Source organism: Pedobacter sp. GW821-FHT01D05 (genome assembly GCF_059422505.1).
In genome coordinates, this window is sequence record NZ_JBWKXA010000001.1 from 205,710 (window position 1) to 219,902 (window position 14,193).

The window sequence follows — 14,193 nt, forward strand, 5'->3', positions numbered from 1 at the left end:
ATTTTTTCTTTTTTAGGAAATGAAAGTTCAGCTTTTCATGGGTACTGTAGCCCCGCCATCCGCTTTACTTCACCCGATGGAAAAAATCGGGATGCTTATGATTGTTTATTTAACAAGGTCTGAATTTTATGATTAAATGCTATTTGCCGGGCCTGCTTCAAATAGCGGGATATCATGCATGAAATATGCTGATAATAGGTAAAAAACTACTTTTGCCGGCTTACCATCTCATTAATCCAAATGGGCGCAAAGGGAGAGGTGCAGCCCTTAGAAACGGGGTAATCGCGGTAAATGCCAAGTTTTTCGCCAATGGCTAAGGCTCTTTCTCTATAAACAGGGTGGTTAATGCCAATCTGGGCCAATGCAGTATTCATGGTCCATTGGATTTCGGGTGCTACTTTTGGCATTTCTTTTTCAATCCGATCAAGAATTGCTGGGATGTCTATTCCTTCAGGTGCCCTTGTTATACGTCCGCTGGTTAAGCTCCAGCCTGCGCGGGCCAGCATAATATTTCCCGAATTCATCCACTTTTCCCTGAATTGTTCCTTATCGGGGTATTCTTTAACAATGTAATTGTAAAACCAATCAGCTGCCCAGGTAAAGTTTTCTGAGGCTACCATTTGCTCAATCTGTTCTGCAGACAGCGCTTTTGGTTTAAGGATTAAGATGGCCAGCAGTCGGGCATCAATATTTTCAGTTTCCCAGAGTTGAAGTGCAAGCTCGTGGTCTGTTTTGATCTTTTTGGCGATGGCTCTAATATCGCCCATTTTAACGCCGAAAATGTTTTCTCTGGCACCGTTTTTAATGTGCATGGCGCGGACTTTTTCTTCGCCGAGCGATTCTAGTTTTGAAAGAGTTTCTGTAAGATTCATGTGTCTTCGTAAATCTGATAGCATAAAGTTAAGATTTTAGGTAGTTAGTATACATCGTCACCCTGAATTTATTTCAGGGTCTATCTTGCGGGAAAGATGCTGACCACGTAGTAGCTACAAGACAACTGAAAGCACTATTTACACTTGTAAAACAAGTTCAGCATGACGATTGAATTAGAAAGGGGCTTAGAATTACAATAAATGCTGTGCGTATCAAAAATACTAACGCATAAAAAAAGCATCCTTTGATCAGAAGGATGCTTTAAATTCTTTAAGAAGAATTTCTAAAAACTATTTTGCCAAAGCAGCTAAAACAGCATTGTTTTTAGCTAATTGATCGTTTTTAGGTTGTGCAGAGCGGCTTCCCAACTCGATGTTAGTTGCTCTCTTTAAAAATGCTACCTCTTGGTGAGCTGTATTTTTATTTCTTCTGTCTTTTCTTTTTAATCTGGTAACTGCCATGGTAATAACCTTTTAATTATTTTATTTGTACAAATGGAGGTCGAGAGCGGATTCGAACCGCTGTAGAAGGTTTTGCAGACCTCTGCCTAGCCACTCGGCCACTCGACCCTTAAATTCAAGGCTGCAAAAATAGCAATTATTAGTTAGCCCGCAAATAATATCTCAATTTAATTTCGAACTCGCACTAACTCAGCACAAAAGATTGCCGCACTTACTGCCACGTTTAACGATTCGGCTTCCCCAATTCTCGGAATGGTTACCGGTTTATTTATTTTTTTGATCACTTCGGCCGATATTCCCTTTCCTTCATTGCCCAAAATCACCAATCCTTCTGCTCCCCATTGCGTTTTGTAAATCGATTCGCCATCTAACAATGCCCCAAATACAGGGATGGTATTTTTCTCCAATAATGCTGGTAAATCTGCTTCATAAATATTTACCCGCGCCAGAGAGCCCATGGTAGCCTGTACAGTTTTTGGGTTGAATACTTCTACACAGTCTGCAGAGCAAATGATGTTTTTAAAGCCAAACCAATCTGCTGTTCTGATAATGGTACCCATATTACCCGGATCCTGAACGCCATCTAAAACCAAAGTGAACTGATTTTTCAGCGCTGTTAGTGCTAATTCTCTGTTTTTGGGGATATGGACGAGTGCTAAAAAGCCTTGCGGCGTTTGCAGCGTACTAATCTTGTCTAATTCGGCGTTCTTTACTTCAAATAAGTTTATATTTGCAGGCAATTTGGGTAACAAATTGTATTGTTCGCTGTTGTAATATATAGTATGGATCTGGTAGCTTGATCGAAAAAATTCTTTTATGGATTTTATACCTTCAACAATAAATAAACCATGCTCTTTACGGTATTTTTTTTGATGTAACGACCTTATAAAACTAATCTGTGATTTTGAAAGCATACCAAAACTCAATAAATATTAAACTGAAAAGCACTGCAATATTACTATTTATTATTGTTTTAATTCAGGCCTGCTCATCAACTAAATACATTGCCGACTATCAATCGATAGTGAAAAAGGTTACTATTGATAGCGTTGATGCTAAATTTGAAGAACAGGCATACAATTATGTTCAGAAAGATATCAGGCCGGCATCTAAGCTGAGTATCAATGTACCTTTGTACAATTTATTCAATACAAAAGATGGTCGGTATAAAACCAGCGATATTAAGCCGTTTGGTACACCGCCTGCCATTTTGGATAGTACATTGGTTGAGATTTCCAGAACACAGATACAGAAGTTTTTAAAAAGTAAGGGCTACCGCCAGGCTGAGGTAACTTCTGCCATAAAAATTGCAGATAAAAAGGCCGAAATTGTATTCAGCGCAAAACCTGGTCCTGCTTATTTTATCGAGAAACTTTCCGATTCGATCCCAAATGTAAATATTAGAAATCTTTACGAATCGAATAAGGCTAAAATATCCCATTTACACAAGGGAATGCAGTACGATGAAGACTCTTTAACTTACGAAAGGGAGCAGATTTATCGTATCATGAAAGAAAATGGATATTTCTATTTCTTAAGGCCTTACGTAAATTTTGATGTATATGGTGCCGAACCCAGTTCTAAGACTAACAAAATAGATTTGAATCTTAATGTAACAGATCCTGCAAATGGTCCGCATAAGCAGTTTAATATTGGTTACACACATTTGTTAATTGCGCCAAATCCAGATGGTTTGCCCGATTCGGCAAGATATAAATTAAGCAAAGATACTTTGAACGGGATTATTTATACCGATTTCTCTAAGCGTTACAGGCGTAATCCGATCGTTCGTTACGATTTTCTGAAGCAAGGCGATCTTTATGATATCCGGAATGAAAACCTCACTTACGATCGCTTATATGAGCTCAACGTTTTTAAAAATGTAAAGATCGATTATTTCAGAAGAGACAGTACCTCCAATAAAATCAATGCGATCATTTTGCTTACCCCCCAAAAGGTAATGAGTAACCGCGTGGAGGGCGAGATTCCGTTTAATGGTGGTACCGTTGGCTTTACCCTCGGAAATACCTATACCAACAACAATATTTTTAGAGGAGCAGAACGATTTGAACTTCAGGTAAAAGGTGGTTTGCAATCGCGTATAGGCAACGGGGCCAAAGTTTTTAGTGATATTTATCAGCGCGATTTTTCAATCAGTGCCAGTATTTCGGTGCCAAGACTGATGATCCCTTTCTACAATCCGGTTTTAGGTGGCAACGGAATGCCGCACACTACCTTTGCTACGAGTTACATTTATGCCCTACAAAAAGATGTTTCGGTAAGAAGGATTTTTATTAATTCCATTACTTACGATTGGTTTGAAACCAAGTCTAAACTCCACTCTTTTACCCCATTAAATTTCGAGTACCGTTTTGGTAACCTCGATACTTCAAAAGTGGATGCCGTTACCAGGTTTAACAACCTGTATTATTCTTCACTGCTCGATCGTAAAGATTTAACACTGGGTATGAAATATACCTACACCTTGAATGCCGATAAATTGAACCAGCTGAGAACCTTTGTTTATTTAAGGGCAGGGATGGATATTGCAGGTAATATGTTGCAGGGCATATCGAAGCTAACAGGTTCAAAGCATGATCCGGCAAACAACGACCCGGCAAAGATACTGGGCTTGCCTTTTAACCAGTACACCAGGCCAGAGGTGGATATTAGGTGGTATAAACATTTGGGTGGTGAAAGACAATTTATTGCCCGTTTAAACACCGGATTAGCCTACGCTTATGGTAATTCAATTTTAACAGGTATTCCTTTCGAAAAGCAATTTTTTGCTGGTGGATCTAATGGCTTAAGGGCCTGGCAGGCCAGGACCATTGGTCCTGGTAATTATAATAGACAGGTACTTGCCAGCGATGAGGTGCGGAAGGCTGTTTTTGGGCTGGATCAATTGGGTACTTTACGGATAGAAACTAATTTTGAATATCGGTTTACACTTGCCCGCAAATTTTTCGGGGCTACGCTGAAAGGGGCTGCGTTTGTTGATGCCGGTAATATCTGGAATATCCGCAGAGGAGAGTCGATTACGCTTGAATACCCTGAATTGGATGAATTGACCGTGTTTAAGCTTAGTAAACTGGCTAAGCAAATTGCTGTTGGTACGGGTGTTGGTTTAAGGTATGATGTTCAGTATTTTGTTTTCAGGTTTGATGTGGGACTGAAACTTAAAGATCCTCAGTTTATCGGATCAGACCAGTGGGTAATCAGCAAATTTCTATCCGGAGCCAGAGATTTTAAAAATAGCTATAATGCCACGCATGGGCCTGATACCTATCGTTTTATACAGTACAACTTTGGTATTGGTATGCCATTCTAATTAATCGAAAAGGCTTAATGTTTTAGGTCTGGTATTTGGATCTTTAAAAGAAAATTCTTTAAAGGGTTGCCATCTTTTATCTATATGTTTGTAAACAGAAAAGGATGAAACCGGGAATTCGCGTTTAAATTTCCGGTCTTTAAAATCAGCAGCAAGCTGTTTAAAAATGGGTGGTTTTACATCTCTGAATGCCAAAGTTAAATGTGGATTGAATTTTTCTTTTTTCGCGATCAATTTTAAAGGTTGTAATGCTTTGGTAATCTTTTTTTCCAAGCGCATTAATCCCTCATTTTGTTCAACATCGAGATAAAAGGTATGCTCCAGAAATGAATTGAAGTTTCGGAGTACCTGTGTAAATGGCTCAAAGAAAGAAGCATCTTCTAAAGCTTTAAAAAACTTTTTTTCTGCATCATAAGCCGAAAGCTTTACCGGTGGGTATAAGGTGATGTGTGCGGGCCGTTTTAATGATTCATGCACATTAAATTTCTCTGAAATGTATGTTCTAATCTCGTCTATGTCTTCTACAACTGAAACAGGAGGCACTAAACACACTAAAAATAGATTTTCCATTAAGCGAATTTACTAAAAATTTTAGTAAAAAATAATAATGAATCGTTAAAAAACGATTTGTTATTTTCACACTCGTTAGAAACGAGCGTGAGCATGAGCCTTTTCGCAATGACGACTACCTCTGTATTTTCACAAACCTATTTATTTTTGCCACAGATGCACAGATTAACACGAAAGAATTTTACTGCCGTGGTCTGTGTCCTCACCGATCACTAAAGTTTTGCCTCAGATGTCCAATGAGGGACTTATGTTCAATAAACCCGACCGACAGCGTTATCCCGATTTGAGATGATTTTTTTATTATTATAATTTTATCGGGATTAAGCAAAGGGCGGGGCTGGTGTAACCGAAGTACCATAGGCCTTGCTTTTCTAAAAAGAAAATTTGCATTAGACCTTTATACGCTAAACGATAAAGTTAATCGTTAAAAACGATTTGTTATTTTCACGCCCGTTAGAAACGAGCGTGAGCATGATTCTTTTTCGGAAAGCAGTCTTTTCCGCTCTTTGCCGCGGGGCATGGTACTTTGGAGCGCCAAAGTACCCAAAACGCTCTGTCAATCCAACAATGGGCCTTTTACACAATCCTACACACATCAAAAAAACAGCGGCACTTCGTTTTGTGTTCAATACTTATTTAAAGTTTTAAATTAGCGTTTATGAACACAAAACCACTGCGTTTAGGTTTGGCAGCACTATTTTTTCTTTCCTACAACTGTTTTTTTGATTTCCCGGGCCCTTGGGATTGACGGGGTTCTTCGGTCAAAACAATGTGTTATTCGAGGAAGCTAGCAAAACGCCTAAAAATAATCTCAAAAAGATGTGTCCACACCATAGATTTAGGGCGGGGATACAGTGCTGCTATCTGTGGTAAAATAAACCCGACCGACAGCATTATCCCGATTTAAAGTGATTTTTTTATCGTTATAATTTTATCGGGATTAAGCAAAGGGCGGGACTGGTGTAACCGAAGTACCATAGGCCTTGCTTTTCTAAAAAGAGAATTCGCATTAGACCTTTATACGCTAAACGATAAAGTTAATCGTTAAAAACGATTTGTTATTTTCACACTCGTTAGAAACGAGCGTGAGCATGAGCCTTTTCGCAATGACGACTACCTCTGTGTTTTCACAAACCTATTTATTTTTGCCACAGATGCACAGATTAACACGAAAGAATTTTACCGCCGTGGTCTGTGTCCTCACAGATCACTTAAGTTTTTTGCCTCAGATGTCCAATGAGGGGACTTATGTTCAATAAACCCGACCGACAGCGTTATCCCGATTTAAAGTGATTTTTTTATCGTTATAATTTTATCGGGATTAAGCAAAGGGCGGGACTGGTATAACCGAAGCACTACAGGCCTTGCTTTTCTAAAAAGAGAATTCGCATTAGACCTTTATACGCTAAACGATAAAGTTAATCGTTAAAAACGATTTGTTATTTTCACACTCGTTAGAAACGAGCGTGAGCATGAAACGCATTTCAATTTATGGGGAAAGATTGCTTCGGCTCGCTCTAGCCCAGCTTCAGCAATGACGATTTTGGCGAGAGAGCCAAGTTATAAAAGTTGACAACTCTTTTTTCCGCCCATCAAATCAAATTCTTTAACCCATCGAATATACTTTCAAAAAAGGTAGAAAGGTTTAAACCATTGCTGTGGTTAAAATACACAAATACCAGAAAAACAATGACCACAAATATGATCAGTTTGCGGAAGGCAAAGGCAATAATTACCAATATAATAGGAATGATGAAAAGCCATAAACTATTTATGGCATAAGGACTTAAATCGGTATCTTTTTTATACACATACACCAGTTTACTATGCGTACCAGAGTCGTTTTGATGTTTAATGTAAACGAAAGTAGATTTATCGATGGGTAAAGGTAGCACCGCTATGCCATCGTTAAATTTTAATACCTGTGTAAAACCACTTACACTAAAGGTGTAGGTTCCGTTAATATTTTCGTTGGGGTTGTTTAACGAATCGGCCGCAATTATGGCCAGTTTATTGTTTTTAAGCAAATTTTCTTTTACCAGAAAATTATTGATTGCTGCGGTTTGTGCATGGCTGAAAAACCCGGTTAAACACAGCGAAAGCAAGAGTAAGATTCGTTTCATTCGATAGAACGTTTATTGTAAATTAAATAACCGATATGCAATAATACACCATTTCTTTTAACAGCATCATTATATAAATTATAACTTAGGCTAACCGGCCCCAGCGGGGAGTGATAAACCAGGCCAGCGGTACCCGCATAGCGTAATTTTGTAATGGGCTTTGCGTAATTTATATCCTGGAAATTATTCAGCTCAAACTCTTTATGGGGTAAAAATAAATAACCTTCCAATCTAAAATCGAGATTTTTTTTAACATTGTAAATGTTTTTTATTCCGCCAGCGGCATAGGTGGTTGCCCTAAACTTATCCAGAAAGAGCGAGCGGCTATCTTGCAGGGGGTAGAAGGCCGGAGCAGTTAACAGTGTTGCATAATAGTTGCTAAATAAAGGTTGGTTAGAGAAAACGCCTTCCACAATATAACCCAATGTATATTTTTTAAGGTGTAAAAAGTAATTTTCCTGGGTAAGTTTTATACTTCCCCATTGGCGCAAATGACTGCTGCCCGGAATTTTTACAAAACCTGGGGTGTTGCGGAAAATATTCCCGGGATTATAGTTTTCGCGGCCTGTGGTGTAATTGAAACTTAGCGAAAAGCTCTGGCCATTGGTGGCATATTGTTTTCTGTTCAGCGAATTTTTTTCGAAGTTTAAGGAGCCCCTGAAACCGTTGAATATGGTTTGGTCTAATAAATCGCCTACCGCAAAGGTATTGTTTGGGCTATAGCGATCATTATTGTTTATAAAAGTAGAATGAAGAACAATTTTGGTATTGTAATTTAAAGGCATTCCCATCGTAAGGTCAATCTTACGGTCAGATTGTTCGATGTAAATGGGGCGTGGGTTTTCGATAAATATCTGGCTGGTATTATAAAAATTCCAGTGATTATAGGTTAACTCCGCGGCCAGAAACAAGGGCAGTCTGGTTGGATAATCTACCCGGCCATTAACCTGTACCGATTCGTAAAAGCGGCCAGAGTAAAAGCTGGTTCCAAAAGTATACGATTTTCGGTTGAGGTAATTGTACTGGGCACCCAAAAAAACATTGCTGATAGGCCTTGTAGATATATTGCCGCCTAATTCGAGTTTGAAGCTCTTTTTTGGCTGTGCCACCACCTCAAAAGTATAACTGTCTGTTGCAGCCTGATATGAAATTTTAGGAAATACGGTTTCGAAAGTCTGGTCGGCAACTAGCTTATAATATCCACGTTTAATATCCTGCAGGTTAAAAGTAACTTTATCGCTTTTGAAAAGCCTTTCTACATATTTTTTCTGTTGACTGTTTACGCCGGTTACGATGATGTTGCTGAATTTTAAATCAGGCTTTTTTGCATTAAATTTTTCCCTTCTTTTTGCCAGTTCTTCATCGCTCACTCTTTTGCTGATTAAAGCTTTAATTCTTGGCATATCGGCTATTGTTGCATCATAGCCTTTTTTAATCAGCTCTTCTACGGGAGCAAAATTAGTTACGCTATAAGTAGCCAGGTTGGGCTGGATGTATACACCGTTTTTCCCGATCATGGTAGAGTCTGATTTGGATAGAAACATGTATACCAAAAAGCGGTTCATTAAACGATCGTCGATGTTTTTAGGGTATTCGTTATAGGTTTTTGAAGAAACATTGGCACCGATCACAAAATCAGGTTTAAAGTCTCTTTCCATTACATCAGCAGGGAAATTATTGTAAAGTCCACCATCAAAAACATATTTTCCATCTAGTTTAATGGGCCTGTAGATAATCGGAACCGTCATGGTTGCTCTTACTGCTTCTGCTAAACTTCCTTTGCTTACAGTGATGCTTTTTTGTGAAAGTACATCTGCAACCATACAACGATAGGGAACAAACAGGTTATCGAAATTGTCTTTAGAAACGGCCGATGCCTGAGCGAAAAGCTCAAGGAAGGCAAAATTTAAGGGGATATCGTTAATCAGGTTAGAGCGGAAGCTAAAATGAAAACCGGTATCAATAGCCACTTTTGCGGTGAGCATGGATGCATTGGGGGCATTTTTCTGAAAGTAAAAGGTGTAATCGCTGGTGTATCGTCCATTTACCCAATTTTGGAAGTTGTTGCTCAGTGCAATTTTTTCTATCTCCGCGGGGCTATAACCTGCGGCATACATGGCGCCAACTATGCCACCCATCGATGTGCCAGTAATGTAATCGATAGGGATGTGGTTTTCTTCCAAAGCTTTTAATGTGCCAATGTGCGCCAATCCTTTCGCACCGCCACCGCTAAACACAAGGCCTACCTTTTGCGCCTGCAATTGGTTACAGCACAGAACGAACAGTATCAGCAAGGATCTTTTAAAAGCTACCACTCCCTAAAAATAGGGTTTTCTTTTAAAATTAGTTCAATATGAAAATGTTGTATGTTAAAAATGATGCAAAACTTACCCAAAGGATGTAGGGGATAAATATTAAACCCGCCCATTTGTTTATTTTATAGAACATGGATGCATTGATGACAATGATGATCAACAGTAAAATAATTTCGGCCAGGGCAAAACCTATCTCGTGCAGATAAAAGAAAATAAACGACCAGCCCAAATTTAAAATTAACTGGATTAAATAAATGGCAACTGTTCTCGGGAAATGAACAATTTTATCGCGTCTAATCCACACCAGATAGGCCGCAATACCAATAAGTATATATAATGTGGTCCAAACAGGTGCAAAAAGCCAGTTTGGTGGATTAAAGGATGGTTTATTTAACGTTGGGTACCACGTTTTAACCGATTGAGCGGTTGCCCATCCTCCTAAAGCACCAACACCCAGTGTGATGGCTATATTTACAATAAAAGCTAAAGGTTTAAATTTCATGCGCTAAATTTGAGTTTAAACAACGGTAAACCCTAAAAGTTTTATTACCTGCCAATGCCCGGCACTACTGGTAGGCTTTCAGTATCGTCATTTCCAATACTTTGTACCGCAAATAAATAATTGTCTTTGCTATAAGGTAATCGTAATTCAGTGGCAGAAGTGAAAAATTTCTTTTCCCAAACAGCGCTGCTGGTTTCGCGCATTAAAACATAATAGCCCTTTACTGCGCCATTAACAGGTGCTTTCCAGTATAAAAAGGTAGAGTTGCTCAGGTTTTTTACATCAACTTTTACTTCGGTAGGGCTTGAGGGAGCTTTGGCCAGATTGGCCAAAACCGCAATATTTACACCTGTATTTTTACGTAAATATTCGAAATCCATAAATTCCTGAAGGTCGCCATACCTAACGCCTTTCTCCGTTCTAAGGTCTTGATGCTGGTGATCGAAGTTTTCGTTCATTTCAGTTATGCGCACCGCTGTAAATCCATTTTCTACGAATGGGGTATGATCTCCGCCACGGAGAAACCTATCGTTCCTGTAAATTAATTTAACTTCTAACTGATCTACATAACGCTCGCCTATTTCTTTAACATATCGTGCCAATTGACGGCTTTTACCATCATTCTCTAAACCAAACTGACGGATGCTCTTTGCATTTTTATCCAGATCGAAGCTGGGTAAGCCCTCACTAAATACACGGAGCCTTGTATTGTCGATAATTTGTGTTTCACTACTGTTGTTGCTGCCAATCATATCATTGTTTAACATGGCATCTACATTCCAGTTTTCCTTTTTTGCTTTTGCAGCCATAAAACCAGAGCCTAACAACGATTGTTCTTCACCGCTTACGGCGACAAAAATTATGGTGGCAGAAAATTTATATTGACTCATGATTCTTGCAGCCTCAATTACGCCCGCAACACCACTACCATCATCATTGGCGCCGGGTGCATCGCTGGTTCTGTTCATTACATCGGTAACACGGCTATCAAGGTGCCCGCTCACCACATAAACACGTTTGTCGTTTGCGTCAGTGCCTTTTAGTACAGCTACTGCATTGCCTAAAAGTGTAGGCTGATCTACTCTTTTGCCATCGGGTTTAAAGGTAATGGTATCCAGGTATGCGGTAAGCCTGCCATCACTTTGCCTGGCAAACTGATTAAACTTATTTACGACCCAATTTCTGGCAGCCCCAATTCCTTTCGTTTTACTTTTAATATCACTAAGCGTATTTCTTGTTCCGAAAGAAACCATTTTACTGATATATGATTTTAGCGAATCCTGGTTTACGGCTTTAACCATTTTATCAATATCCTGATTTCGGTTAACCACAACCTGTGCCTGTAGCGATAAACTTATGGTAACAAGAAGTAGGAGTGTGTAGATTTTTTTCATCTGTCGGTTTTTTCAGCAATAATGGTTTTATTTAAAACGAATATATAGAATGATTACTGGAATACGGGTAGCTAAAACCTGATCCCTTGTAACATTTTGGGCATAAAAAAGCCCTTTGAAAGGAATCAAAGGGCCCGAATTTAATTTTAATATTACCTTGCCACAGTTAATGCAAGTTCTTGTGTTTGGTTCCAATTGCCAAAGGCTTTTTTAGCTGAAGCTTTGGCTCTATTTAATTCAACATCTCCGGCAATCGTTAAAAATGTTTTTTCCGGAGAGATCTGGCTGTAAAAGTTTTTAACATCGGTCAAGGTTAATGCATTAACCGAATTTTCATTTACCGTTTGGTCATAATCGTAATCCTGCAATTTTAAACTGGCAATTAATTTAGCTTTAGCCGTATTAAAGGTTTTCTGGTCGAAGTTTGCATGTTGAATTACCGAAGCCATTGTTGCCAGGTCTTTATCAAGATCTGCATTTAATGTAGCCAGCTTACCGCTGTTATCTTTAAAGCTAATATTTGAGTTTTTACTTAAGTTTTCGTTTAATACGGCATTTAACAACTCCACTATACCATCTTTTTTGCCTTCAAAGGCCTTAGTGTCTAAGGTAAAGCTAGAATATGCCTTTGGCGAACGTTCATTCTCCGAAATAATGATATTCATGCCGTTTTTAAGTTTATAGCTAACAGGTTCTTTAAAAGATTGTGCTTTAGCCGTGTAAATGCACAATAAGCTTAATGCTGCAACGGCGATTGTTTTAAATTTGTTCATTTTGTTCTTTTTTTTTACGAAAATGGTTTATTGGTATGTCATTAGATTATTTTTAGCTTAATCTAGGCATTGGAGGGGTAAAATCCTAGACGAACGTGGGTACATACGTGATCAAAACTTGAATAGTTTTTGCAAATATATATTTTATTCATTTTGTTCATTATTATTTTAATAAAATAGCGCCTACAGTTGTATTGATATGGAAGTAATGACATTTACTAAATAATTGGTGGGTTTAATTAATAATGTAGAAGCGGATCAATAGGGTGCTGGAATCACCAGACATGATGATATTGCCTCACCGATTTAAAAAAGTGGTTTTGATTTACTCGTGAGCACAAGGTATAGAGAAGAAGCAAATGTTTAAGACCTTGTCATCATAACGCCCTGATTTTTAGAGAAAGTTCGGATTGACTGCAGATTAACTTCCGAGGTTTTTGCTGGCAAAGATTGGTGACCTGGTTTAGCTGTTTTGTAATTGCAGATCGCGTCTGATTTTTATATTTATTTTTAGCTTTTGCAGCATAAACCATTGTTCCTAAACCCGATCGACGTGTAAAGCCCGGAGACCGAAGCATGGGGGCGAGGACTTGGAACAAAGAGCGGGACAGCAGGCCTCCAAGAATCATTGTCTGTTCATTTCCAAATCTTTTTGAAATGCAAAACCTGAGGGATTGTTATTCTAAAGGGGTAAATCATCGTCCTCGACCGTTGTGGAGAGATCTTTTAACATCGTTCAAAGATTTCTCTCCTGAACATCCGGAACCCATGTTCCAGTCGAAATGACGCGCAATTTTAGGAGTCTGTCATTGATAGCGTTTAGCATTTTAAAATACATCAGACGGTTGATGACAGATTTGTAACTTTATTAGTATTTTTTGTATCTCATTATCAATTGAATACGAATTATGTTATGGTGGTTTCTATTGAGCATACAAATGAGCAGATGCCGATTTTAAACTAATATCTTCAATAAAATCTTTTATTTCCCTAATGGTTTCTTCTGGTTCGCTAATGTGCGGAAAATGCCCTGTAGCTTTCATTACAACCAAAAAATTCTCTGGGGTATTTTTATGGATAAATTCGCCGGCTGATAAAGGAGCCATCATATCCTTCGTACTTTGCAGGGTAAGGCTTGGCACTTCGAGATTTTTTAATTTATCTCTGTAATCGGCTTTAAAGGTGGCCATTGCAAAGGCCAGGGCAACATTTGGGTTGGTGGCTTCAAAACATTCCTGTAAAAAATCAGTTAATTCAGGTTTGGAAGGGTTATCCATCACCAGCGGTGCCAATTGTTTGCTCCAGGCTACATAATCATCTGCTATGTGCTCAAAAATGGTTTCAATATCTTCAGTATTAAATCCACCGATATAATCACGATCATTTAAATATCTTGGCGAAGGGCCAATAAAAATCAGTTTTTTAAATGCTTCCGGCATCTGTAATGCGGCAATCATACCAATCATACTGCTTACGGAGTGCCCAACAAATATGATGTTGGTCAAATCAAGTGCTTCTATGATATCGATTACATCACAGGCATATCCTTCGAGTGTAGCATATTTTCGTTGGTCGTATTGGCTGAGGTCCGAATTTCCTGATCCAACATAATCAAATAGTACGACTTTGTAGTCTTGGAGAAAAGCATCTGTAATAAATTTCCAGGAACTTTGCGCACAGCCAAAGCCATGGGCAAATACAATTACCTGGCTACCTTCACCAAGGATTTTTACATTATTTCTGATCAGTATAGGGTGCAAAATGTTTGGCTTTAATTCCAGATTAAGTTAAGTAATGTTATTTGTTTTTTGGAAAAAAATAAATAATGAACGAAATGCATTGCTAATTAGC

General features: G+C 38.6%; 11 protein-coding genes and 1 tRNA gene. 1 reads left to right on the top strand and 11 read right to left on the bottom strand.

The annotated features are described in order from the left end of the window. Nucleotides 1-206 precede the first annotated feature (206 nt). The 4 genes from AC07VK_RS00870 to AC07VK_RS00885 form a co-directional block, all read right to left on the bottom strand. Nucleotides 207-872: a DNA alkylation repair protein gene (locus AC07VK_RS00870; protein WP_492955633.1), complete on the bottom strand. Its 666-nt coding sequence runs from the start codon at nucleotides 870-872 to the stop codon at nucleotides 207-209. A gap of 291 nt (nucleotides 873-1,163) precedes the next feature. Beyond that, nucleotides 1,164-1,334: a hypothetical protein gene (locus tag AC07VK_RS00875; RefSeq protein ID WP_029275070.1), complete on the bottom strand. Its 171-nt coding sequence runs from the start codon at nucleotides 1,332-1,334 to the stop codon at nucleotides 1,164-1,166. A gap of 34 nt (nucleotides 1,335-1,368) precedes the next feature. Then, a tRNA-Cys gene (locus tag AC07VK_RS00880) sits at nucleotides 1,369-1,442 on the bottom strand. Nucleotides 1,443-1,501: 59 nt separating this feature from the next. Beyond that, a complete protein-coding gene (locus AC07VK_RS00885; protein WP_492957655.1) occupies nucleotides 1,502-2,248 on the bottom strand; it encodes a TrmH family RNA methyltransferase in 747 nt (248 codons plus the stop codon). On the opposite strand from AC07VK_RS00885, the gene tamL reads away from it, so the two are divergent. After that, nucleotides 2,233-4,665, top strand: coding sequence for a translocation and assembly module lipoprotein TamL (gene tamL / locus AC07VK_RS00890; protein ID WP_492957657.1), 2,433 nt, complete (start codon nucleotides 2,233-2,235; stop codon nucleotides 4,663-4,665). The two genes, AC07VK_RS00885 and tamL, sit on opposite strands and share 16 nt — an antisense overlap. On the opposite strand, the gene AC07VK_RS00895 is transcribed toward tamL, so the two are convergent. The 7 genes from AC07VK_RS00895 to AC07VK_RS00925 all read right to left on the bottom strand — a co-directional run bounded on the left by AC07VK_RS00895 (nucleotide 4,666) and on the right by AC07VK_RS00925 (nucleotide 14,102). Then, a complete protein-coding gene (locus AC07VK_RS00895) occupies nucleotides 4,666-5,235 on the bottom strand; it encodes a 2'-5' RNA ligase family protein (protein ID WP_492957659.1) in 570 nt (189 codons plus the stop codon). 1,592 nt (nucleotides 5,236-6,827) lie between these two features. After that, nucleotides 6,828-7,358, bottom strand: coding sequence for a hypothetical protein (locus AC07VK_RS00900; protein WP_492955629.1), 531 nt, complete (start codon nucleotides 7,356-7,358; stop codon nucleotides 6,828-6,830). Then, the gene (locus tag AC07VK_RS00905) at nucleotides 7,355-9,652 is read right to left on the bottom strand and encodes a patatin-like phospholipase family protein (RefSeq protein ID WP_492955628.1); all 2,298 of its coding nucleotides are present in this window, start codon (nucleotides 9,650-9,652) and stop codon (nucleotides 7,355-7,357) included. The genes AC07VK_RS00900 and AC07VK_RS00905 overlap by 4 nt, the downstream gene beginning before the upstream one ends. A 49-nt stretch (nucleotides 9,653-9,701) precedes the next feature. Further along, nucleotides 9,702-10,175, bottom strand: coding sequence for a TspO/MBR family protein (locus AC07VK_RS00910; protein ID WP_492957661.1), 474 nt, complete (start codon nucleotides 10,173-10,175; stop codon nucleotides 9,702-9,704). A 44-nt stretch (nucleotides 10,176-10,219) separates the two neighbouring features. Continuing rightward, complete coding sequence (locus AC07VK_RS00915; RefSeq protein ID WP_492957663.1) at nucleotides 10,220-11,569, bottom strand: M28 family metallopeptidase; 1,350 nt, start codon at nucleotides 11,567-11,569, stop codon at nucleotides 10,220-10,222. 152 nt (nucleotides 11,570-11,721) lie between these two features. Then, nucleotides 11,722-12,342, bottom strand: a complete 621-nt coding sequence (locus AC07VK_RS00920) for a peptidase M16 family protein (RefSeq protein WP_492957665.1) — start codon at nucleotides 12,340-12,342, stop codon at nucleotides 11,722-11,724. Between the two features lie 923 nt (nucleotides 12,343-13,265). Further along, on the bottom strand, nucleotides 13,266-14,102 hold the full coding sequence (locus AC07VK_RS00925; protein ID WP_492957667.1) for an alpha/beta fold hydrolase: 837 nt from the start codon (nucleotides 14,100-14,102) through the stop codon (nucleotides 13,266-13,268). Nucleotides 14,103-14,193 lie beyond the last annotated feature (91 nt).

What these genes read in the sequence shown, in the direction of transcription:
- AC07VK_RS00895 (WP_492957659.1), bottom strand. Translation starts at nt 5,235, where the DNA reads ATGGAAAATCTATTTTTAGTGTGTTTAGTGCCTCCTGTTTCAGTTGTA.
- AC07VK_RS00915 (WP_492957663.1), bottom strand. Translation starts at nt 11,569, where the DNA reads ATGAAAAAAATCTACACACTCCTACTTCTTGTTACCATAAGTTTATCG.
- AC07VK_RS00870 (WP_492955633.1), bottom strand. Translation starts at nt 872, where the DNA reads ATGAATCTTACAGAAACTCTTTCAAAACTAGAATCGCTCGGCGAAGAA.
- AC07VK_RS00910 (WP_492957661.1), bottom strand. Translation starts at nt 10,175, where the DNA reads ATGAAATTTAAACCTTTAGCTTTTATTGTAAATATAGCCATCACACTG.
- AC07VK_RS00920 (WP_492957665.1), bottom strand. Translation starts at nt 12,342, where the DNA reads ATGAACAAATTTAAAACAATCGCCGTTGCAGCATTAAGCTTATTGTGC.
- AC07VK_RS00900 (WP_492955629.1), bottom strand. Translation starts at nt 7,358, where the DNA reads ATGAAACGAATCTTACTCTTGCTTTCGCTGTGTTTAACCGGGTTTTTC.
- AC07VK_RS00885 (WP_492957655.1), bottom strand. Translation starts at nt 2,248, where the DNA reads ATGCTTTCAAAATCACAGATTAGTTTTATAAGGTCGTTACATCAAAAA.
- AC07VK_RS00875 (WP_029275070.1), bottom strand. Translation starts at nt 1,334, where the DNA reads ATGGCAGTTACCAGATTAAAAAGAAAAGACAGAAGAAATAAAAATACA.